Raw genomic sequence first — 21,028 nt, 5'->3', positions numbered from 1 at the left:
TTTCCCTAGGCGCGAGCTGAGGCTTTCCGCTTACCCCCGTCCGCCGGTGCCAAACCGCCGCCGACGCCGGAGTCGATCGCCGCCGTCACGATGCGGTTGCGGTCGCCGGACGACAGGACGCCGTCGGCCACGAGTTCCTGCGTCACCGCCTTCACGTGTTTCACGAACCGGTCATGCGATGCGTACTCCGCGTTCTCGTCGATGACGTCGTTGATCGTGCAGCCGTCGCCGATGTCGACGTTCGCCACCTGGCTGTCGATCCCGCCGATCACCACCGTCTCGCGGGTGTCCGACACCGGGCAGGCGTCCGGCGGCGGCGCGGCCGCGACCACCGTGAACGCTCCCGAGACCTCGGCCGAGACGTTCCCGGCGACGTCCGTGGCCCGGGCCCGCACGGTGTGCGCCCCCAGCGCCGACACGACCACCGGCGCCGCGTACCTGGTCCACGCCGCGGCGTCCACTTTGTACTCGACGAAGCCCACTCCGGACTCGGTGTCCGAAGCCGCCACCGTCACGGTCGCCGCACCCACGTAGTTCCAGCCGCCGTCCTGCTTGCCGGTGACCTGGAGCGCGACCGAAGGCGCCGTCGTGTCCCCGCCGGGGACCACGGTGAACGACACCGAACCCTCCGCGGACGCGTTGCCGGCGACGTCACGAGCGCGGTAGCCCACCGTGTGCGCCCCGGCCGCGGACACCGGAACCGGTGCCGCGTAGGCAGTCCACGCCCCACCGTCCACTTTGTATTCGACGGCGGCGACCCCGGAACCCGCGTCCGCAGCCGTCACCGTGACCGTCGCCTTGCCGACGTAGCTGCCGTCGGCGTCCTGCGTGCCGGCCACCGAGGCCGACACGGTCGGCGGTGTCGTGTCGCTGCGGACCACCGTGAAGTGGGCCATGCCCTCCGGCGACACGTTCCCGGCGACGTCGGTGGCCCGGTAGTGCAGCATGTGCGTGCCGGCAGCGGAAACCACCACCGGCGCCGAGTAAGCCGTCCAGGTGCCGCCGTCCAGCTGGTACTCCACCGAAGCCACGCCGGAATCCGCGTCCGTGGCCGTGATCCGCGCCGTCGCGACGTCGAGGTAGTTGCCCGCCGCGTCCTGGGTGCCGGTGATCGCCGCGCTCACCGCGGGCGCGGTCGTGTCCCCCGGCCGCGCGACGACCGTGAAGTGCGCCATCCCTTCTTCCGACGTGTTCCCGGCGACGTCGCGCGCGCGGTAGTGCAGCATGTGCGCGCCCGCGGCGGAAACCACCACCGGCGCCGAGTAAGCCGTCCAGGTGCCGCCGTCGAGCTGGTATTCGACCGCGGCGACGCCGGAGCCCGCGTCGGTCGCCGAAAGCGCCACCGTGGCGGACCCGACGTAGTTGCCCGACGGGTCACGATCCCCCGTCACGGCAGCGGTCACGGCCGGCGGGGTCGTGTCGCCGGTGCCGTCGGAGACGACGAACTCCCCCACCATCGCCGTGTGCCCGGGGATCGTGCAGTAGTACCGGTACTTGCCCGGCGTCAGCGTCACGACGGCTTCGTGCCGGCCGTCCTGCGGGTCGAACGGGTTGGCCAGGATGTTGAGCGAGACGTCGTGGTTGTAGCCCGGGGTCGTCGTGTCGAAGGTCAGGGTGTGCGACATCCCGGTCGTGTTGCCGGTGGCTTCGCTGTTCTCGAAGACGATGGTGGTCTCGCCGGGCAGGGCGCCGGTCGGCGCGGAGGCGTACTCGGTGGTGCTGTTGTTCCCGGTCCAGGTCAGCGTCTGGACCGGAGCCGCCGCCGCGGGCGTCGCCAGCCCGAGCAGCGCCAGGAACGCGGTCAGCAGCAGGGCGATCAGTCGTGGGGACATCGCGGGGAACCCTTCCTGAAGTGGGCCTCGTGAGTGGTAAGGCGGGTTGGAACCCGCCTTACCACTCACGACGGCCGCGGCAGACCTACAGCTGCCGCACCCGGATGTTGCGGAACTCGATCAGGTCGTTGTCGCTGTGGTTCTGCAGCCCGATGAACCCGCCGACGAACTGCCGCAGGTCGGTCGGCGGGTCACCCGCCCGCGACGACTGCAGGCCCGGCGTGTTGTCGAACTCGTTGATCACCACACCGTTGCGGGTCATCGTGTAGTGCTGCCCGACGACCTTGATCTCGTACTCGTTCCACGTCCCCTTCGGCCGCGCCCCCGCCTGGTCGAGCGGGCGCGGGTCGAAGTTGTAGACCGACCCAGTCTTCTGCGGTTCACCGGTGTCGCCGTCGTAGATCTGGATCTCGTGGCCGCAGTAGATCGCGACCCACGCCTGCGAGTCCCGCGCCGACCCGACCGTGCCGCAGCTGCCCGGCGGCCGCTGGGCCAGCGGGGTCCGCGGATCCGGGAACCGGACGAACACGCCGCTGTTGGCCCGGAAGCCGTCCGGCGCGATGTCCTTGAACTGCACCTTCACCGAGAAGTCGCCGAACTGCCGCTGGGCGTACCAGAGCATGCCCAGCCCCCCGCCGGCCCGGATGGACCCGTCGGGTTGCAGCGTGAACTGTCCCGAAGGTGCCTGTTCCCAGGCCCGCAGCGACGCGGCTGTGCCGTCGAAGAGCGCCTCGTAGCCGGTGGTCCCCGGTTTCCCGATGGGTGACGCCTCGGCGGCTGCGTTCAGCTCCGCCACCTCGGCGTCGTTCAGCACCCCGAGGTCCGACAGCGTCTCGGTGGCCTGCTCGACGTGGTTGACGAACGCCGCGTGCGTGCTCCACGTGCCTTCGTCGTCGAGGAAGTCGTCCACCGTGCAGCCGCCGCCCGCGTTGCGGTTGACCACCTTCGTGACGGTGTCGCCCAAGGTCACCACCGGACTCGGATCGGCCACCGCGCAGCCGACGTTCACCGACGCCCGGGTCGTCACCGTCTCGCCGTCCGCGTAGGTCACGGTGAGCTTGGCGGTGAAGATCCCGGTCCGCGGGTAGGTGTGCCGCGGGTCGGCCTGGGTGGACACCGAGCCGTCGCCGAACTCCCACCGGTAGGACACGCCCCCGGACTTCGACCCGGTGAACGCCGCCGTCAGCGCCTTGTTCTGCACCATGGTCGACGACGCCGCGGGTGCGGGCGTCGGCGCGCCGCCGGTGTAGCTGATCTTCAGCAGCTTCTGGTTGGCGTCCAGGGAGAAGAAGCCGTTGCCGTAGTCGAGCACGTACAGCGCGCCGTCCGGCCCGAACTTGGCGTCCATCCAGCTCTGCACCCGGGTGTCACCCGAGCCGCCCGGGATGATCTGCCGGAACGTCTCGGCGAACACCGGCGGCTGGTGCGTCGGCACGCCCGCCGGGTCGACCGCCACCGCGACGCGGTTCTGCGAGTTGGCCTCGTCGGCGATGAACCACTTGTTGTCCCAGTACTCCGGCCACGCGACGCCGCTGCCGGTGTTGACCAGCGAGCGGTGGTAGGTCGGCCCGGACATGACGGCCTGGCCGCCGCCCCGCAGGTACGGCTGGGTGTAGGTGGCGTCCGCCGCGTTGTACGTCGGGATCGACGAACCCGGCCGCTTCGGGAAGACCGGGCCGCCGCCGTCCGGCGAGTACCAGATCATGTTGTCCTTGATCGGCGGCAGCGTCACCAGGCCGGTGTTGCGCGGCGAGGTGTTCACCGGGTGGTCGCAGTCGTACCAGCCGGTGAGTTCCGCGGCGTTGGTGCTGCTGCGGTCGCGGTAGGGCTGCCGGTTGCCCATGCAGTACGGCCAGCCGTGGTTGCCCGCTTCGGTGATGATCGTGGCCGTCTCGTACTTCGCCGGCCCGAGCTCGGGGCTCGGCGACGGCGCGTCCGGGCCGACCCAGCCCGCGGTCAGCCAGTTGTGCACCGGGTCGATCTGCAGCCGCGAGATGTTGCGGACGCCCATCACGTAGATCTCCGGGCGGGTCTTGTCCGCCGGCCCGCTCGGGAACAGGTTGCCCTGCGGGATGGTGTACGTCCCGTTCGGCTCCGGGTGGATCCGCAGGATCTTGCCGCCGAGGTCGTTCGTGTTGCCCGCCGTGCGGCGCGCGTCCTGGAACGACAGGCCCTTGTAGTCGAGGGTCCAGTTGTTGCCCGAGTACCCGTTCGACCCGCCCGAGGAGTTGTTGTCCCCGGACCCGACGTAGAGGTTGCCGTCCTTGTCGAAGGCCATGCCGCCGCCGGCGTGGCAGCAGCTGTGGATCTGGACGTCCCAGGACAGCAGGTCCTTGCGGGTGGCCTGGTCGATCGTCTGCGCGGCCGCGTCGTAGGTGAACCGCGAGATCGTGCGCTTGCCGATCCGCTTGTCGCGGTCGATCGACTCGTGCGGCATCCAGTAGGCGTAGAACCAGCCGTTCTCGGTGAACTTCGGGTCCAGCACCATCCCGAGCAGGCCTTCTTCGTTCTTGACCAGCTCGTCGCCGCTGCCGCGGTTGCCCATCACCCGCAACGTCGTGAGCAGTTTGACCTTCTTGGTAGCCGGGTCCCACTGGTGGATCGTGCCGCAGCCGAGGCCGACGTTCGGGTCGTCCCAGCTGACCACCGGCCCGGTCGGGCAGGCCGCCTTGCCGATGTAGAACACCTTGCCGTCCGGGGCGATGGTCAGCCCGTGCGGCTCGCCGATCTGGTCGAGCTGCCCGGCCGCGTTCTTGCCGGTCAGCTTCTCCACCTTGTAGTTCGCCGCGATCCCGGCCTGGCAGTCGCCGCGGACCATGCCGGTGGTCCAGCGCAGGGCGCCGAGCAGGTGGTCACGGAACGGCCCTTCGCCGTAGGAGCCCTCGGTGCGGCCCATGCCGGTGTAGAAGGAGCGGCCGCCGTCGTAGTCGCGGCACCAGGAGATCGGGTGGAACGGGCCGTTCGCGCCGATGCCCGGCTGGTAGCCCTTCTCCTCGACCTGCGCGACGGTGTGGACGGTGCCGACCGGGTTGGTTTCCCAGTTGAGCCAGCGGTCGGTGCGCGTCCAGTTCTGCGGCAGCCCGGCGGTGGCCGGGTGCTTCGCGTCGAGGACGTCGACGACGGCCTGCTGCGGTGCCGGCTCCGGCGGCGGCGGGGTGGTCGAGGTGTCCTTGAACAGCTTGAGGTCCGCCAGCTGGATGATGGGCTCACCGGCGTTCGCGGTGATGTTCAGCCGGTAGTTCGGGTAGACCGTGGTGTTGGCGAAGGTGAACGTCCGGGTCTGGAACGGCTCGGTGAACGTCTCGTTCGCCCGCGTGTCCAGGTCGGTCCAGGTGCTGCCGTCCGCGGAACCCTGCAGCGTCCAGTTCTTCGGGTTCCGGCCCGGGAAGTCGTTCGCCGACGTCAGCGAGTAGCTGCTGATCGCGACCGGGGTGGCCATCTTGAAGGCGGCCCAGCCGGTCGTCGCGAACGTCAGCCACTTCGTGTTCTCGTTGTTGTCGGCCAGTTTCTCCTTGGTTTCGTTGGGCGGGTTCTCCCCGCTCGCCGTCACCGACGCGACCGCTTCGGGGGTGAGCCGCGCCCCGACCGGGCGCGCCCCGATCAGGCCGGTGAACCACTGCGACGAGTCCTGCGCGCGGGCGGCGTCGGAGATGCCGAGGAAGCCGCCACCCGCCTTCATGTACGCCTGCAGCGCGCCTTCCTGGTCCCGGCTGAGCGTGACGCCCTGCGCGGACAGGAACACGACACCGCGGTAGCGGGCCAGGTTGGCGGTGCTGAAGACGGCGGGATCCTGCGACGCCGTCACCGTGATGCCGTTGTCCCCGCCCAGCCGCGCGAGCGCGTCCGCCGCGCGGAGCACCGGGTCCTTCTGACCGGCCGCGGCGCCGTGGAAGACCAGCACGTTCACCGGCACGTTCACCGCGGGGGCCGCCGCGGCCACGGGCATCGCCAGCAGCGGTGCCCCGGCCGCGAGGACCGAGCCGATGGCGAGCACGACCGCGCCGCGCCTGCCGAACCATCGTCGTTTCATGACTCCCCTCCTCATCACGAGTGCGTCCCGGCGTCCGGGCTCAGGCCGTGCCCGGTGTGGCCGTGCTCCTTGAACCGGTCGATCGCGTCCTGCGCGCCGTCGGGCAGGCTGCCGTCGGGGTTGCGGACCAGGAAGAGCCCCACCATGCCGCCGTCGGAATGGGTCTGGACGTGGCAGTGGTACATCCACGCCCCGGGCCCGGAACCTTCGCCGGCGATCACCTGGAACCCGAACGAGCTGCCCGGGTCGAGGTTCTTGTTGTCGACGATGGCAACGTTGTCAGCGGCACTGCTGAGCATCCCGGTCCGGGTATCGGCCCAGCGGTGCCCGTGCAGGTGGAACGTGTGCGGCAGGCTGCCGTACCCGATGCAGACCCACTCGACGCGTTCGCCGAGGCGAGCCTCGAACATCGGCGTGTCGGGCGCCATCGCGTGGTTGATCAGCATTTCGTTGAACACGACCGTGTACTGCTTGCTGGGCAGCAAGTCGCCGCGCTTGCGGACGATCAGCCCGCCGTACAGCCCGCGGGCGAGGCCGGCGGTGCCGTGGTCGGTGCCCATGGCGTGGTCGTGGTAGTGCCAGTAGCCGGCGCTGCCGGGCATCCAGAACCCGCCGCCGGCGTCGTACCGGGCTCGCGTGCGCCAGGTGTACTTGCGGGTCTCGCCGGGGTTGTTGAACGACGCGTTGAGCGGGGCGCCGTCCGACGCGGTGTCGTAGATGACGCCGTGCGGGTGGATCGACAGCCGTTTGTCGGTCCGGTTGACCAGCTCGATCTCGAGGGTGTCGCCCTCGTAGACCTCCAGCAGCGGCCCCGGGATGGTGGCCTTGCCCGGCTCGAGGCCGTAGCCGTAGAGGCCGCCGGGCAGGGCTTCGGCGTAGATGGTGATCTGGCGGGTCAGCCCCGCGGCGAAGGCCGCATCGGCCGCCCCGACCGCGGGCGCGAGCACACCCGCGGCGGTTCCGGCCAGCATCGACCGACGTGATACTCGCATGTCGAGTCCCCCCGGGGCTCTCAGAACCGGACGGTGCGGAGGTATTCGAACCCGACCTTCGCCGTGTTGAGCGGATCGGTCGGCTGGTCGTGCTCGACGATGAACTCGCGGATGTGGTGACAGGACGCGGCGAAGATGCGCCGGAAGTCGATGACGCCGGTGCCGGGGTCGGTCATCTGCCCGTCCGCGGTCCGATCCTTGACGTGGTACTGCGTCACGCGCGGGTAGTGCTGCCGGAACAGCTGGACCGGGTCGGCGCCGCCGGTCACCGCCCAGAACAGGTCGATCTCGAGGTGGACGGTCCGCTTGTCGGTCTTCGCGGTCAGGGCGTCGTAGGGCCGGACGCCGCCGATCGGGGCGAACTCGTGGTTGTGATTGTGGTAGCCGAGCGCGATCCCGGCCTTCTTGAACGCCGTCGCGGCGGTGTTCAGGCGGCCCGCGAAGGCCTCCCACTCGGCGATGGTGGCGAAGTTCGCGTACGGCACGTTGGCGAGGGTGTTGCCGAGGATCTTCGCGTCGGCGATGGTCTGGTTCAGGTCGCCGTCGATGCCGACGTGCGTCGAGGACGCCTTGAGGTGGCAGCGGTCGAGGATGGCGCGGAACTCGGCGGCGCTGCGGCCGTAGGTCCCGGCCAGCTCGACCTTCCGGTAGCCGATGTCGGCCAGCGCGGAGAGCGTGCCTTCCGGGTCGTCCTGCAGCAGCGACCGCAGGGAGTAGAGCTGGATGCTGATCTTGTCGAGCGGCACGCGGCGGCGAGCCGGGGAAGCGTCCGCGGTACCGGGCAAGGCGATGGTCGCCGCACCCACCGTGAGAGCCGCTGTCGCCACGTTCAGGAATGATCGTCGGGAGTAGTGATCTGGCTGGTCACCGCACATGGAACTCCCTCATTTCTGGTTGCTGAAAGCCGCGTCGAAGGCCGCCGACGGCTTGTCGAACAGGTGCGCGCGCACGTACTTCACCGCCTCCGCCGCGCCGCGGAGCCGGTCCATCCCGGCGTCTTCCCACTCCACCGAAATCGGGCCGGTGTAGCCGATCGAGTTCAGCGCCCGGAAGCAGTCCTCCCACGGGACGTCGCCGTGGCCGACGGACACGAAGTCCCAGCCCCGCCGCGCGTCCGCCCAGGCCAGGTGCGACCCGAGCCGTCCGTTGCGGCCGTCGAAGCGCTTGCGGGTGTCCTTGCAGTCGACGTGGTAGATCCGGTCGGCGAAGTCGAGGATGAACCCGACCGGGTCGAGGTCCTGCCAGACGAAGTGCGACGGGTCCCAGTTCAGCCCGAACGCCGGCCGGTGGTCGACGGCTTCCAGCGCCCGCTTCGTCGTCCAGTAGTCGTAGGCGATCTCCGAGGGGTGGACCTCGTGCGCGAACCGGACGCCGACCTCGTCGAAGACGTCGAGGATCGGGTTCCACCGGCGGGCGAAGTCCGCGTAGCCGTCATCGATGTCATCGCGCGAGACCGGCGGGAACATCGCGACGTACTTCCAGATCTTGGAGCCGGTGAAGCCGATGACGGTGTCCACGCCGAGCTTCGCCGCCGCCCGCGCGGTGTCGGCCATTTCGGCCGCCGCCCGCTGCCGGACACCCTCGGCTTCGCCGTCGCCCCAGATGCGGGACGGCAGGATCGCCTGGTGCCGCTGGTCGATCGGGTCGTCGCAGACGGCCTGCCCGACGAGGTGGTTCGAGATCGCCCACACCTTGAGGCCGTGCTCGGCGAGCAGGCGCAGCCGCCCCGGCACGTAGTCCTCTTCGGACAGTGCCCGGTCGACCTCGAAGTGGTCGCCCGAGCAGGCGATCTCCAGCCCGTCGTAGCCCCATTCCGAGGCGAGCTTGCAGACCTCGGTGAACGGCAGGTCGGCCCACTGGCCGGTGAACAACGTGACGGGACGGCTCATTTCTCCTCCACCGGTGTCCAAGTCGCTTCCGCGGCCGCGCTTTTCTCGACAGCGTCCAGCACCCGCTGGACGCGCAGGCCGTCGTCGAAGCCCGGCGCGGGGTCGGTGCCCGCGCCGATGGCGTCCAGGAGGTCGGCGACCTCGTGGGTGAACGTGTGCTCGTAGCCGAGGAGGTGCCCCGGCGGCCACCACGCGCCGACGTACGGGTGCTGCGGCTCGGTGACGAGGATGCGCCGGAACCCGGCTTCGGTTCCGGTGCCCTCGTACCACTGGAGTTCGTTCATCGACTCGAAGTCGAACGCCAGGCTCGCCTTCGAGCCGTTGATCTCCAGCCGCATCGCGTTCTTGCGGCCCAGCGCGAACCGGGTCGCCTCGAAGGTCGCCACCGCGCCCCCGGACAGCCGGGCCAGGAACACCGCGGTGTCGTCGACCGTGACGTCGTCGGTGCCGCCGGTCTCGGCCGGCCGCTGCTTGACGAAGGTGTTCGTCAGCGCCGAGACGCCGGTGATCACCTCCCCGGTGACGAACTGGGCGGCGTCGACAATGTGCGCCCCCAGGTCGCCCAGCGCCCCCGAACCCGCACTCTCGCGCCGCAGCCGCCAGGTCATCGGGGCCTGCGGATCGGACAGCCAGTCCTGCAGGTACACCGACCGCACGTGCCGGATCTCGCCGAGTGCCCCGCTCACGACCAGGTTCCGGGCGTGGGCGAGTGCGGGCACCCGGCGGTAGTTGAACGCGACCATGGCCCGTACCCCGCGTTCACGGGCCCGCCGCGCCGCCTCGGCCATCGCCTCGGCTTCGGCGACCGAGTTGGCCAGGGGTTTCTCGCACAGCACGTGCTTCCCGGCCTCCAGCGCGGCGATGGCGATCTCCGCGTGGCTGTCCCCCGGGGTGCAGACGTCGACCAGGCCGACGTCGTCCCGGGCGACGAGCTTCCGCCAGTCGGTCTCGACGTCGTCCCAGCCGAACTTCTCCGCGGCGGCCTTGGTCCGGGCCTCGTCCCGGCCGCCGAGGACGGCGAGTCGCGGCACCAGCGGCGGATCGAAGAACCGGTGGACGCTGCGCCACGCGTGCGAATGCACCGCACCCATGAACGCGTGGCCCACCATCCCGATCCCGATCGTTTCCCGTGCCGGGCTCATACCCCTCCTTTGTGTACTGTGGACAGACGGGTCAGGAGTCGAAGCCGACGTCGAGGTACTGGTCGACGTTCTCCTTGGTCACGACCGCCGAGTACGTGGTGATCTCGGCCGGGATGTCGTGCTCGGCCAGGTCGCCGATCCCCTTGCCCTGCCCGAGCAGCCGCGCCAGCGCAACCGCGGTCGAGGCCATCGACGGGCTGTAGAGCACGGTCGCCTTGATCGGCGAGGAATCGGCCTTGATCAGGTTCATCATGTTCTTCGAGCCGGCGCCGCCGACCATGATGAACTCCTTGCGGCCCGCGGTGTCGATCGCCGCGTTGACGCCGATGCCCTGGTCGTCGTCGTGGTTCCACAGGGCGTCCAGCTTGGGCGCGCCCTGCAGCAGGTTCGCCGTCTGCTGCTCGCCCGACTCCGACGTGAACTGCGCCGACACGCGCGGGCCGACACTGAACCCGGCGCGCCCCAGCGCGTCCTTGAAACCCTTGCTGCGTTCCTGGGTCAGCGGCAGCGAGTCGATCCCGGCGACCTCGCCGATGACCGGGTTCGCGACGTTCTTCTTCTTGAGCTCCGCGGCGATGTAGTTGCCCGCGTTGACGCCCATCCGGTAGTTGTCGCCGCCGATCCAGGTTCTATAGGCCAGCGGGGTGTCGAAGACGCGGTCGAGGTTGATCACCGGGATGCCGGCGTCCATCGCCTGCTGGCCGACGGCGGTGAGTGCCTTGCCGTCGAAGGGCAGGATGACCAGGACGTCGACCTTCGCGTTGATCAGCGTCTCCACCTGGGAGATCTGCTGGTTGACGTCGTTGGTGCCCTCGGTCGCGTTGAACTTCACCTCGCTGAACTTCTGCGCCTGGGCCTTGGCGTTCTTGGTGATCGCCGCGATCCAGCCGTGGTCGGCGGCCGGTGCGGAGAAGCCGATGGTGATCGGCTTGCCCGGCTGGGCGTTGTTGCCCGCGTTGGCGACCGGCGCGTTCGACTCCGAGTTCGCGGGCGTGTTCGACGTGCAGCCGGCCAGCAGCGCGCCGGCGCCGACGGCGGCCCCGCCCAGCAGGAATCCCCGGCGGCCGAGGAAGGGTTGTTCGGCCATGTTGACCTCCATCGGTGATTTCTACGGACCGGTCCTGGCTTTCCTGGCCCGGAACTGCAAGAGCACGGCGAGCACGATGATCACGCCCTTGGCGATGTTCTGGATGTCGGTGTCCAGGTTGTTCAGCGTGAAGATGTTCGACAGCACCGTGAAGATCAGCACGCCGACGAGGGTGCCGATGAGCGAGCCGCGGCCGCCGGTCAGGAGCGTGCCGCCGATGACCACCGCCGCGATCGCGTCGAGCTCGTAGAACATGCCGTTGGTCGACGCGCCCGCGGTCGTCCGCGCGACGACCATCAGCGCGGCGATCCCGCAGCACAGCCCCGCCACGCCGTAGACGAGCGCGAGGTGGCGCTTGACGTTGATCCCGGCCAGCCGGGACGCCTCGGCGTTGCCGCCGACCGCGTACGTCCGGCGGCCGAAGGTGGTGCGGTTGAGCACCACCCAGCCGACCGCGAAGACCAGCGCGAACAGCCAGATCAGCGTCGGGATGCCGAGGAAGCCGCCGCGGAAGAAGGCCAGGAAGTCCTGGTCGGTGACGACCTGGGTGCGGCGGCCGCTGATCCGCTCGGCGAGCCCGCGGGCGGAGACGTACATCGCCAGGGTGGCGATGAACGGCACGACCTTGCCGTAGGCGACGAGGACGCCGTTGATCAGCCCGCAGCCGAGCCCGACCGCGAGTCCGCAGAGGACCATCACGAACGGCCCGTACGACTGCGTGGCCAGCGTGGTCAGCCAGACGCCGGCCAGGCCGACCATCGAGCCGACCGACAGGTCGATGCCGCCGCTGATGATCACGAACGTCATCCCGACGCTGACCACGCCGATCGCCGCGGCCAGCCGCAGGATCGTCGAGATGTTGCTTTCGGTGAAGAACAGCTCGGGCCGGGTGAGCTGGCCGACCAGGCACAGGATGACGAGCACCCCGGCCAGGCCGAGCAGCCGCGGGTCGGCGGAGAAGGTGAACCGCTTCCGTTCGGCGGGCAGCGCTTCCTGGGGCGGTGCCTGGGTTTCGGTCATGCCGCGCTCCCCTCGAGAATCACGTCGAGCACCTCGGCCTCGGTCAGCCCGGCCGAGCGCCGGTCGGCGAGGACCCGGCCCTCGCGCAGCACCAGCACCCGGTCGGACAGCCCGAGCACCTCGGGGATTTCACTGGACACCAGCACGATCGCCACGCCGGTCGCGGCCAGCTCGTCGATCAGCCGGTACAGCTCGGCGCGGGCGCCGACGTCGACGCCGCGCGTCGGCTCGTCGAGCAGCAGCACCCGGCACCCGCGGACCAGCCACCGCGCGAGCACGGCCTTCTGCTGGTTGCCGCCCGACAGCGTGCGGACGATCCGCCGCGGGTCGGCGGGCCGCAGGTCGAGCCGGCGCAGGCTGGCGCCGGCGTCGTCCAGTTCCTTGGCGCGCTCGGTGAAACCGAGCTTCGCGTACCGGCCGAGGCTGGCCAGGGTCACGTTGTGCACCACCGGCAGGTCGAGCAGCAGGCCCTGGCTCTTGCGCTCCTCGGGCGCCAGGCCGATGCCCGCCCTGACCGCCGCCCGGACGCCGGGGCCGAGCGGTTTGCCTTGGACCGAAACGGTTCCGCGGTCGGCCTTGCGGGCACCGAAGATCGTTTCCAGCAGCTCGCTGCGTCCGGAGCCGACCAGGCCGGCGATGCCGACGACCTCGCCGGCGTGGACGGTGAAGCTCACGTCCTCGAACTCGCCGTGCCGGGTCAGGTTCTCGACGGCGAGCGCGGTCTCCGGCTTCGCGTGCCCGTCGTGGCGTGGCCCGAAGACCGTCTCGACCTTGCGGCCGGCCATCAGCGCGACCAGGTCGGCGGTCGGCGTCGCGCGGGCGTCGAGGCTGGTGCCGACGGTCCGGCCGTCCTTGAGCACGGTGACCCGGTGGCCGATCCGGCGCAGCTCCTCCAGGCGGTGGGAGATGTAGACGACCGCGACGCCGTCGGCGGTCAGCTCGCCGACGATCCGGAAGAGGTTGTCGACCTCCTCGCCGGCCAGCGCGGCGGTGGGTTCGTCCATCACGAGCAGCCGGGCGTCGTGGGCCAGCGCGCGGGCCATCGAGACCAGCTGCTGGCCGGCGGCCGAAAGCTTGCCGACCTCGGTCGACGGCCGGATGTCCGGGTGGCCGAGCCGGGCCATCAGGCGGGCGGCTTCGTCGCGGGCCTGGGAGATGCGCGTGAAGCCGAAGCGGGCGCGTTCGTGGCCGAGGAAGATGTTGTCCGCCACCGAAAGCCCGGGCACGAGATCGAGTTCCTGGTACATGGTGGCGATGCCCAGGCGCAGGGCGTCGACCGGCGAGCCGAGCGTCACCGCTTCGCCCTGCCAGGTGAGCTCGCCGGTGTCGGGCTGGTGCGCGCCGGAGAGGACCTTGATCAGCGTCGACTTCCCGGCGCCGTTCTGGCCGAGCAGGCAGTGCACCTCGCCGGCTTCGACGTCGAGGTCGACGCCGTCGAGGGCGCGGACGCCGGGGAAGGTCTTCACGATCCCGCGGACGGACAGCAGGGTCATACCGTGGCCTCCTCGGCGAGCGTCGGGTTCGCGAACAGCCGCTCGGCCGCCACGTGCGCGGCACCCCGCAGCGGCGCCTGCAGGCCGAGCCCGGACGCCACGACCCGCGCCTGGCCGAGCGGCCGGGCGGCGAGCTCGACGCGGACCGGCTCGACCAGCCACTCCCCGAGTTCCGCGAAGTAGCCGCCGAGCACGACGACGTCCGGGTCGAGCACGTCGACCACCGTGGACAGGGCGATGCCGAGCGCGACGCCGAGTTCGTGGACCGCCGTCACCGCCCGCTGGTCACCCAGCCGGATGCGGTCGGTGAGCCGGGCGACGCGGCCTTCGACGCCGGGGGCGGGATCGTGCAGCGGGTCGCCGGGGGCCGCGGCCGCGCGCAGGACCGCGGCGAGGCTCGCTTTGGTTTCCAGGCAGCCGGTCCGGCCGCAGGAGCAGCGTTCGCCGGAGGGGTCGACGGCGATGTGCCCGACCTCGCCCGCGAAGCCGCGCGCGCCGCGCAGGATCGTGCCGCCGGAGACGAACCCGCCGCCGACGGCCGTGCCACCGCCGAGGTAGAAGACCTCGGTGCCGGTGCCCGCGACCGATTCGGCGAGGGCACCGAGGTTGGCGTCGTTGTCCACGGCGATGGCGGCGGCCGGGACGCCCAGCCGGGCCGCCATGAGGCCGGCGATTTCGGCGTCCCGCCAGCGCAGCGCGGGCGCGAACCGCAGCACGGCGGCGGCCGAATCGACCAGGCCGGGCACCGAGATCGCGACGCCGACCGGTGGCCCGGGCAGGACCGCGTGAGCCAGCCGGCCGAGCTCGTCCATGGTTCTCTGGAGCCCGAGCGCGGCGACGTCGACGGCCTCGGCGCGTTCGGCCAGCACCCGGCCGGACAGGTCGGTGACCCGCGCCGAGAGCCGGTCGGCCTCGATGCCCATCGCCAGCGCGTACGCGTCTTCGCCGTGCAGTTCGACCAGCCGGCTCGGCCGCCCGTTGCCGGGGCGGACCCCGGCGGGCCGGACCAGGCCGCGCTCGGCGAGTTCGATGAGCAGGCCGGGCACCGCGGACTTGGGGAGGCCGCAGCGGGCCGCCAGCTGCGTGCGCGAGAGCGGGCCGGTGCGCAGCGCCCGCAGGACCGCGGCCAGGTTCGCCGTACGCGGGCTCGCCGAGCCGGCTTGCCTCGTTCCGGTGACGGCCACGGTGCCCCCATCTTGCGCTGGCTACTGAACGCACTTTGTCGCTCAGGCAGCGAAAGTAGGGTGACTGGCATCACTCGTCAAGGTGATGTGGGTGCGTTTAGTCGGGTTTTCACCCGGATAGACGTGCGAAACCAGACAGACTTTCGCTCGATGCGTACGAAAGTCTGTCCGATCTTGACGTTACACTTTGGACGCGTTCAGCAACGCTCTGTCACCCAGGCCCGGCCCGCCACGAGCGTCGCGAATGACTCATTCGGGACGTCGGAGGTCGCGAATGAGTCATTCGCGACCTTGGGAGGCGTCCCGCCCGGGCCGCTCAGCTGCTGAGCGTGAACGCCCGGTCGGTGGCCGACCAGGCGGCCCCGATCACGCCCGCCGTCTCGCCCAGCTCGGACAGCACGATCGGCAGGTTTCCGGTGGCCAGCGGCAGCGAACGCCGGTACACCGCGCTGCGGACCTCGGCGAGCAGCTGGTGCCCGAGCTGGGCCACCCCGCCGCCGATCACCACCATGCCCGGGTTGATGAAGCAGACCAGCGAGGCGATGACCTGGCCGAGCCGCCGGCCGCCGTCGCGGATGAGGTTGACCGCGCCGGAGTCGCCGGCCGCGGCGGCGCGGCCGACGTCACGCGCCGTCACCGCCCCGCGCTCGGCGGCCGCCTCGGCCAGGTGCGCCGACCGGCCGCTGCGGGCCAGGGCCAGCCCGTCGCGGGCGAGCGCGGCCCCGCCGAAGTAGGCCTCCAGGCAGCCGACCTCGCCGCACGCGCAGGTCGGGCCGAAGTCGTCGAGCCGGATGTGCCCGATGTCGCCCGCCGTGCCCGCGACCCCGCGGTAGACCTTGCCGCCGAGCACGATCCCGCAGCCGATCCCGGTGCCGATCTTGACGAACATCAGGTCGTCGGTCGAGCGCGCGACCCCGGCGTGCCGCTCGCCGAGCGCCATCGCGTTGACGTCGTTGTCCACCGCGACCGGGCAGCCCCACAGCCCGCCGAGGTGGTCGCGGACGTTGAACCGGTCCCAGCCGGGCATGATCGGTGGCGCGACGGCCATGCCTTCGGCGAAGCTGACCGGCCCCGGCAACCCGATGCCGGCCGCGATCAGCCGGCCGGGCGCCTCGTCCCGGACCTTCGCGGCGAGCTCGGCGACCCGCCGCAGCACCGGGTGCGGGCCTTGCCGCACATCGCAGTCCTCGACGGCGTGCGCGAGCACCTCGCACGAAGCATCGGTGACGGCCACGCCGACCGACGTCGCCCCGACGTCGACCGCGAGCACCCGCAGTTCCCCCGCGAGCCGGACGAGCGTGGACCGCCGCCCGCCCCGGCTGGCCGACGGCCCGGCGGCTTCGACGAGCCCGACCTCGGCCAGGCGGGCGACCTCGGCGCCCACCCGGGCGCGCGGCAGTTCCAGGCGCTCGCCGAGTTCGACCCGCGACATCGGGCCGTCGTCGCGGAGCAGGGTGAGCAGCCGGGTCTGGTGCCGGGTTTCGACCATCGACTGCTCCGGGGTGGATACCGTGCTCATTCGCTTCAGCGTACTGGTGCGCGGCGGCCCGCCGATCCGCCCGGCCGTGGCTGGTGGGGTGCGGGTGGGGGTCACCCGGACCGGTGCGATCGGCGGCGATCCCGTTCATCGGCCGGGCTTCGGGGGCAGCCTCCCGCCATCGCAAACCGGCTCTACGACAGGAGGATCACCATGCGACGGATCACGGCCGCGCTGGGTGCGTTGGCGTTGACGACCGGAGTCCTCATCGGCGCTTCGGCGGCCGCATCGGTATCGGCATCGGCAACGACATCGGCATCGGCATCGGCATCGGCTCAGGCGGAAAGCGTCCCGGCGGAGAGGTGCATCGGCAGCTCGCTCGCGATGTTCGCCACGACCGCGTTGTGCGTGGTCCCCCGGACCTACCCGATCCTGCTCATCCCGGCGACCTGAGGCGGCCGGCGGGCGGGTGCTGAGCAAAGTGGACCCGGCACCCGGCCCGCCTCCGCGGGTCGGCGAGTGCCGGTCGAAAGCGCCAGGCCCAGCCCCCGCTCGGCGCGGGCGCTGGCCGCCGGTCGCAGCGGGCCGGCCACTCGATACGCGGCAGGCCAGCCGGGGCCCCTCGCCGCGAACCGGCCACCCGAGCGCAACAGGGCAACCAGCACCGGCCAATCACCCGAGGCACCGCAGGCCACCGGCGCCACCCACCGCGAACCAGCCACCCCGTGCGCGGCGAGCCGGCCAGGCCGATCCAGTACCGGCAGCCGCCTCATCGCACCGGCAGCGGGAAGTCCGGCAGCACCAGCGCCGAGTGCTCCGGCCGAGCCGTGGCCGGCGGTGCCGTGGTCAGCCCCCGGAGCGCGGCGTTGCGGGCCTCCAACGCTTCCGCCGTCGCCGGGAACAACGTCGCCTGGCCCGCACTCACCAGCGCCTGGTTGGCTTCCACGAAGCCGCGCAACCGGTTCTCGTACGCAGCGAACGCCGCCATGTGGTCCGGGAACACCGCCAGCGCGTGCGCGAGGACGTACGCACCCACCAGAGCGAGGCTCGTGCCCTGGCCCGTCAGGAACGATGGTGCGTGGGCCGCGTCGCCGGCCAGGACGACCCGGCCCGATGACCAGCGGGGCATGTGGATCTGGCTGATCACGTCGAAGAACAGGTCGTCGGCCTCGCGCATCGCCGCCACCATGCGCGGGATCTCCCAGCCGTCGCCGGCGAAGGTGCGGGCGATCAGTTCTCGCTGGGCCTCCGGGTTGCGGAACGCCTCGAGCGGCGGCTCCGGCCGGGCCGAGACCAGGAACCCGTGCACCTCTTCACTGTCGAGGACCGCGTACAGCGCCGCGCCCTTCCCCGGCTTGCTCCACGCGAGCCCCTCCCGGAACAGCCCGAAGTCGTTGGGCATGGTGAAGCCCGCGAAGCAGTAGCCGAGGTAGTGGTGGAACGGTGCCTCGTCGCCGAAGACGAGCTCGCGGGTGCGGGAATGCAGGCCGTCGGCGCCGACCACCACGTCGTAGGTGTCCCGGTGGCCGCTGCGGAACGTCACCTCGCCGTTGTCGGTGAGGGTCTCGATCGTGTCGCCGAAGCGGACCTCGACGTCGTCGCGCACCAGGTCGAACAGCGTGCGGATGAGGTCGCCGCGGCGGATCTCGAGGTCTTCGCCGTCCGCACCTCCGATGATCGCGTCCGGGGCCAGCGACACGATTTCCGCACCGTCGGCGTCGAGGAACGTCAGCCGCCGCGTGGAGATGTGCAGGTCCTGCAGGCGCGGGAGGATCCCCATCCGCTCGACGACGTCCAGCGCCGTGCCGCGGACGTCGATGGGATAGCCGCCGGTCCGGAGTCCGGCCGCCTTTTCCACGATGGTGACGGCGAACCCGGCCCGCCGCAGCCAGAAGGCCAGCGCCGGACCGGCGATGCTGGCACCCGAAATCAACACTCGCTTCATGACGCCTCCGATAGCTAAGTTAGGTATCCAAATCCGGGGTGCGACAATGCTCGTGATCAACCCCCGACCAGACCGACTATATACCTAAGTTAGCTATCTAAGAGGTGTGATGGCCGACACAGAAGCCGGCGACCTGCGTGCCGTGCTGCCCCGGCTCATGCAGCTGGGCAACCTGATGAACCGCAGCGGCCTCGGCGAACGCGCGATGCGGCGGATCGGGGCCGACCTCGACCGGCCCGGGTTGTCGATCATCCTCGCCCTGCACATGACCGGGAAAGCGCTGCGCGTCGGCGAGATCGCGGACCGGATGCAGGTCGCCGGGCCGCACGTCACCCGGCACCTGCACGTGCTCGAACGGCGGCAGCTCGTGCGCGGCCTGGCCGATCCCGACGACCGGCGGGCCCGGCTGGTCGAGCTCACCCCCGACGGCGCCGAGATCGCCGACCGCTACATCTCCACCCTGCTCGGCTGGTTCGACGACGCCCTGTCCGGCTGGGCACCGGAGGACCGCCGCACCTTCTACGACCTGCTCCTGCGGTTCACCGACGACCTCGCGGCCTTCCTGTCGGCGACCGCCGAAGAGGAGTGAGCGATCAGTGCCGGGCGAACTGCCGTGACGTCGGCTGGCCGACCCCGGGCTTGACCGGCAGGGGGTCGAGGACCAGCCGTTCACCGTAGACGTCGGTGATCGCGACCGGCCCGCCGCACCCGGCGCCGTTCTCCGACAGGAAGTAGTTGTAGTCGGTGCGCTGCAGGCGTTTCCAGCTGCCGCCGACGCCGACTTCCAGCCGGGCCACCGGATTGCGGTGGTCGAGCACCTGGATCCCGCACCAGTACCGGGACGAGCCGTCCTTGTAGCGCAGGGAAATCTGCTTCGGCGACGGCGAGCTCACCAGCTTCCAGGTGACCGGGATTTCGCCGAGGTTGCGCGCCCCGAGGCGGTCGAACGCCTCCGGGTTCAGGTCCACCTGCCCCACCCGGCACGGCGCCGGGCACAGGTTGGTGATCCGCACCGTCACGCTCGCGCCACCCGCCGCCTGGACCTGGACGTAGGCCCCGCACGCCTGGGCGCCCTCGAAGTCGGCGACGTTCATCGCCGCGTTCAACGGATCCGGGCTCGCGTCGAACCCGCACGCGCCGGTGCCGTCGGTGTCGTAGAAGGTGGCCACGCCGGAGTGGGACACGCCCGGCTTGATCCGCCCGGCGAGCGGCGCGGCCGCCGACGTCGGAGCCGCGGCACCGGACGACGTCGAAGTCGTCGCGGGCGGGGTCGTGGTGGTGGCCGGGGTCGAAGCCCGCGGCGTGGTGGTGACGGCCGTGCTCATCGCGGGGGCGGCGTCCGCCCGGTTCGCCGCTTCGGCCGGTGCGCTGCCGCCGGTCCGGGTCGCGACCAGGACGACGACCGTCGCGGCCACCACGAGCAACGCCACGATCGCCCCGAGCACCGCGCGTCCGCGCACCGCACCTCCCGCACCGCCGGACAGTCCACAACAGACCGCACCCGAGGGTCAGCCGGGCGGTGTGCACGCTAACACAACCGCGGCCGGTTCAGGAGACCGTCCACACCTGGCTCGCGGCGCCCGTCCCGCCGAGCTGGGCGACCGGCGCCCCGTTCGCCGTGGAAGACCCGGACACCCCGATCGTCAGGCCGCTGCCGGCGTTCACCAGGACGTACTGGCTGCCGGTGAGGCTGCCCACCAGATCCGCGGCCCACTGCTGGCCGGCGCCGCCGGTGCAGGTCCACTGCTGCAGCTGGACTCCGCTCGCGCTGGACCCGTCCGGCACGTCGAGGCACAGCCCGCTGTTGACGTTGACCAGCGTGAAGACGTTGTCGGCGACCTTCGTCAACCGCCACTGCTGGTTGGTGCCGCCGTGCGCGGGCCACTGGATGACCTTGCCGCCGGTCGCGGTCGACGCGCCCGAGGCGTCCAGCACCTGCGAGCTGCCGGCGTTCTTCAGCACGTGCGTCCCGTCGCCGGGCAGCCCCGCGTTCGCCGACCACGTTCCCGCGTCGGCGTCGAGGTTCCAGCTCGGGTACTGGCCGAGGTTGACCGTCGTGCCGCGGATCGTGAGCGGCAGCCAGATCAGCGGCGAGTTGCCCATGGCGTTGCCCGTCCAGCGGTCGCCCGCGTAGAGGTACGTGGTCGCCGCGCTGCCCTGGACGGTGATGATGTTCGCGGTCTGGCTGTTGTAGGTGTTCGTGCCGGTCACGGCCGGGGATTCGTGGTTCGGCAGCGTCGCCACCGCGCTCGCCACCGACGTGTAGTCCGCGGACAGCCGGTAGATGCGGAGGCTGCGGCCGGCGTTCTCGCTCAGCAGGTAGCCGGTTCCGTCGGTGTCCTGGAACATGCCGATGTCGCGGCTCTGGTTGCCCAGCGGCTGGAAGCTCCCGCGGTAGCTGTAGGGGCCGCAGGGCGCCGGGCTGGTGGCCACCCCGACCCGCTGGTCGGAGTAGCTCGTGCTGTCGATGTGCAGGTACATCACGTACGTCCGGGTCGCGGCGTTGTAGAGGACCTTGGGCCGCTCGACGATCCGGTTCGGGCCGAGGTCGCCACTGCTCTGCTTCGCCAGCGCGATCCCCTGGTGGGTCCAGTTCGCCAGATCGGTCGAGGTGTAGCAGGGGATGTCCTGGAAGGCGGTGTTCGCCGTGGTCTGGCCGGTCTTGTCCTCGCCGAAGCCGTACCAGGTGTTCCCGGCCTTGACGATGCCGAGGCCGTGCAGCTGCAGCGGGCGGCCGGCGGTGTCGGTGCGCGTGACGCCGAGGGTGAACGTGTTCGCCGCCGCGTGCGCCCGGTCCGCGGGCACCAGCACGCCGGCCAGGACGGCGAGCAGGACGACGAACAGAGCGAACGGCTTCGGGACCTGGTGCGCTGAGCCGGACATCGGTGTCCTCTCCACGGGTGGTCGAACCGGTTCGCCGGATCGACTCGCCCAGAA

Annotated in this window: 16 protein-coding genes; 2 read left to right on the top strand and 14 right to left on the bottom strand. The window is 71.1% G+C overall.

The genetic code is table 11. From position 1 onward, the window contains the following. Positions 1 to 5: 5 nt before the first annotated feature. The 11 genes from H5965_RS12165 to H5965_RS12115 all read right to left on the bottom strand — a co-directional run bounded on the left by H5965_RS12165 (position 6) and on the right by H5965_RS12115 (position 16,158). The gene (locus H5965_RS12165) at positions 6 to 1,832 is read right to left on the bottom strand and encodes an OmpL47-type beta-barrel domain-containing protein (protein WP_310969754.1); all 1,827 of its coding nucleotides are present in this window, start codon (positions 1,830 to 1,832) and stop codon (positions 6 to 8) included. 85 nt (positions 1,833 to 1,917) lie between these two features. Continuing rightward, the gene (locus tag H5965_RS12160; RefSeq protein WP_310969753.1) at positions 1,918 to 5,877 is read right to left on the bottom strand and encodes a ThuA domain-containing protein; all 3,960 of its coding nucleotides are present in this window, start codon (positions 5,875 to 5,877) and stop codon (positions 1,918 to 1,920) included. Beyond that, positions 5,877 to 6,854, bottom strand: a complete 978-nt coding sequence (locus tag H5965_RS12155; protein WP_310969752.1) for a multicopper oxidase domain-containing protein — start codon at positions 6,852 to 6,854, stop codon at positions 5,877 to 5,879. The genes H5965_RS12160 and H5965_RS12155 overlap by 1 nt, the downstream gene beginning before the upstream one ends. Positions 6,855 to 6,874: 20 nt before the next feature. Continuing rightward, a complete protein-coding gene (locus H5965_RS12150) occupies positions 6,875 to 7,729 on the bottom strand; it encodes a sugar phosphate isomerase/epimerase (RefSeq protein ID WP_310969751.1) in 855 nt (284 codons plus the stop codon). A 9-nt stretch (positions 7,730 to 7,738) separates the two neighbouring features. Further along, entirely contained in the window at positions 7,739 to 8,743 is a 1,005-nt protein-coding gene (locus tag H5965_RS12145) for a sugar phosphate isomerase/epimerase family protein (RefSeq protein WP_310969750.1), read from the bottom strand. Further along, complete coding sequence (locus tag H5965_RS12140) at positions 8,740 to 9,885, bottom strand: Gfo/Idh/MocA family oxidoreductase (RefSeq protein WP_310969749.1); 1,146 nt, start codon at positions 9,883 to 9,885, stop codon at positions 8,740 to 8,742. The genes H5965_RS12145 and H5965_RS12140 overlap by 4 nt, the downstream gene beginning before the upstream one ends. Before the next feature lie 31 nt (positions 9,886 to 9,916). After that, the gene (locus H5965_RS12135; protein ID WP_310969748.1) at positions 9,917 to 10,972 is read right to left on the bottom strand and encodes a substrate-binding domain-containing protein; all 1,056 of its coding nucleotides are present in this window, start codon (positions 10,970 to 10,972) and stop codon (positions 9,917 to 9,919) included. 21 nt (positions 10,973 to 10,993) lie between these two features. Beyond that, positions 10,994 to 11,992, bottom strand: coding sequence for an ABC transporter permease (locus tag H5965_RS12130; protein WP_310969747.1), 999 nt, complete (start codon positions 11,990 to 11,992; stop codon positions 10,994 to 10,996). Further along, the gene (locus tag H5965_RS12125; protein WP_310969746.1) at positions 11,989 to 13,485 is read right to left on the bottom strand and encodes a sugar ABC transporter ATP-binding protein; all 1,497 of its coding nucleotides are present in this window, start codon (positions 13,483 to 13,485) and stop codon (positions 11,989 to 11,991) included. The genes H5965_RS12130 and H5965_RS12125 overlap by 4 nt, the downstream gene beginning before the upstream one ends. Then, positions 13,482 to 14,669 (bottom strand): ROK family protein, encoded by a 1,188-nt coding sequence (locus tag H5965_RS12120; protein ID WP_310969745.1) that lies wholly within the window; start codon positions 14,667 to 14,669, stop codon positions 13,482 to 13,484. Before H5965_RS12120 ends, H5965_RS12125 begins: the two co-directional genes overlap by 4 nt. Before the next feature lie 316 nt (positions 14,670 to 14,985). Further along, positions 14,986 to 16,158: an ROK family protein gene (locus tag H5965_RS12115; RefSeq protein WP_396136904.1), complete on the bottom strand. Its 1,173-nt coding sequence runs from the start codon at positions 16,156 to 16,158 to the stop codon at positions 14,986 to 14,988. 201 nt (positions 16,159 to 16,359) lie between these two features. Here H5965_RS12115 and H5965_RS12110 point away from each other — a divergent pair, with 201 nt between their 5' ends. Further along, a complete protein-coding gene (locus tag H5965_RS12110; protein WP_310969743.1) occupies positions 16,360 to 16,599 on the top strand; it encodes a hypothetical protein in 240 nt (79 codons plus the stop codon). 316 nt (positions 16,600 to 16,915) lie between these two features. On the opposite strand, the gene H5965_RS12105 is transcribed toward H5965_RS12110, so the two are convergent. Then, positions 16,916 to 18,091, bottom strand: coding sequence for an FAD-dependent monooxygenase (locus tag H5965_RS12105; RefSeq protein WP_310969742.1), 1,176 nt, complete (start codon positions 18,089 to 18,091; stop codon positions 16,916 to 16,918). A gap of 109 nt (positions 18,092 to 18,200) precedes the next feature. Between H5965_RS12105 and H5965_RS12100 the strand changes: the two genes are divergently transcribed. Then, positions 18,201 to 18,680: a MarR family transcriptional regulator gene (locus H5965_RS12100; protein WP_310969741.1), complete on the top strand. Its 480-nt coding sequence runs from the start codon at positions 18,201 to 18,203 to the stop codon at positions 18,678 to 18,680. Positions 18,681 to 18,684: 4 nt separating this feature from the next. Here H5965_RS12100 and H5965_RS12095 read toward each other — a convergent pair whose 3' ends face one another. Together H5965_RS12095 and H5965_RS12090 are read right to left on the bottom strand one after the other, a co-directional pair. After that, positions 18,685 to 19,551 carry an expansin EXLX1 family cellulose-binding protein gene (locus H5965_RS12095; RefSeq protein ID WP_310969740.1) on the bottom strand — a complete coding sequence of 289 codons (867 nt, stop codon included), beginning with the start codon at positions 19,549 to 19,551 and terminating at the stop codon, positions 18,685 to 18,687. Between the two features lie 88 nt (positions 19,552 to 19,639). Then, positions 19,640 to 20,974 carry an RICIN domain-containing protein gene (locus H5965_RS12090; RefSeq protein ID WP_310969739.1) on the bottom strand — a complete coding sequence of 445 codons (1,335 nt, stop codon included), beginning with the start codon at positions 20,972 to 20,974 and terminating at the stop codon, positions 19,640 to 19,642. Between the last annotated feature and the right edge of the window lie 54 nt (positions 20,975 to 21,028).

It is taken from the genome of Amycolatopsis sp. 505, from assembly GCF_031625235.1.
Taxonomy (GTDB): Bacteria; Actinomycetota; Actinomycetes; order Mycobacteriales; family Pseudonocardiaceae; genus Amycolatopsis.
Note: the sequence above shows the minus strand (reverse complement) of the source record. Positions and strands in the feature narration are given on the sequence as shown.